Annotated in this window: 2 protein-coding genes; both read right to left on the reverse strand. The window is 43.0% G+C overall.

The window, feature by feature from the left end:
• On the reverse strand, positions 1-281 hold a 281-nt coding region (locus DDT91_RS20370; RefSeq protein ID WP_187178044.1), incomplete at its 3' end, for a hypothetical protein.
• A gap of 11 nt (positions 282-292) precedes the next feature.
• Positions 293-790, reverse strand: a 498-nt coding sequence (locus tag DDT91_RS20375) for a hypothetical protein (RefSeq protein ID WP_187178045.1), incomplete at its 5' end; no start/stop codon positions are given.

Consider the following 790-nt stretch of genomic DNA (forward strand, 5'->3'; position numbering starts at 1 on the left):
ACTCCATTTTCAATACATGCCTTTAAATAGGTTTTGTCTTCCCTGAGGTGGCAAATCCAGGATTCAGTCTTCTTCCAGAATTTCTTTTCTTCTGCAACACCCTCTTCATCAGATTTGAATTTTTTGGTAGACGGTCCTTCCACTTTTTGACTGGGAAGGTCAAATTTCCAGATGCCCAACATTTTTTGTTCTCCTTTGGAAAGTGTATCTACTTGAGTAGGTTCTTGAGCAAAACCAGTAAGGGAAAGGCTGATCAGTATAAGTAGGACTAAATATCTCATGGCAGATCGAATTAATAGTTGATGTAGGTGTATTCGTAATGCTTTAAAACATGGCCCATGTCATTGGTCACGGTTTCTAACCTGCCAAAAGGATCATATTGGTAGTATATCCCCTGGTTTCTAGGATCCAATTGGGACCTTATTCCTACCAAAGGACGGTGAGTATAGGTGGTCATTTGACTAAGCGTAGGATGCACTCTCAACTCATCCACAATAGTCCCAGATCCGCTGATGGTCACACTTCCTGTCCCGCTAATTTCTACCAGCCTCCAGGTATTATCTATCGTTCCTGTGTAGGCAGTACCGTTAATGGTCAAAGTCCCAGCCGTTCCTGAATTCCTCCTTATCCAAAAACTCAGTTTATAGGCACCCAAACCAGACTTGGTGATCTGACCATTGTTGAGCAAATAGACTTTACTTCCCGATCTGGCTTCTCCCGGCATGACAGAAGACTCTGCTCCTGCATAGGTCCACCCTCCTTTTTCTGAAGTCTCAAATGAAGTAAAGGC

It is taken from the genome of Algoriphagus sp. AK58 (assembly GCF_014324365.1).
Classification (GTDB): Bacteria; Bacteroidota; Bacteroidia; order Cytophagales; family Cyclobacteriaceae; genus Algoriphagus.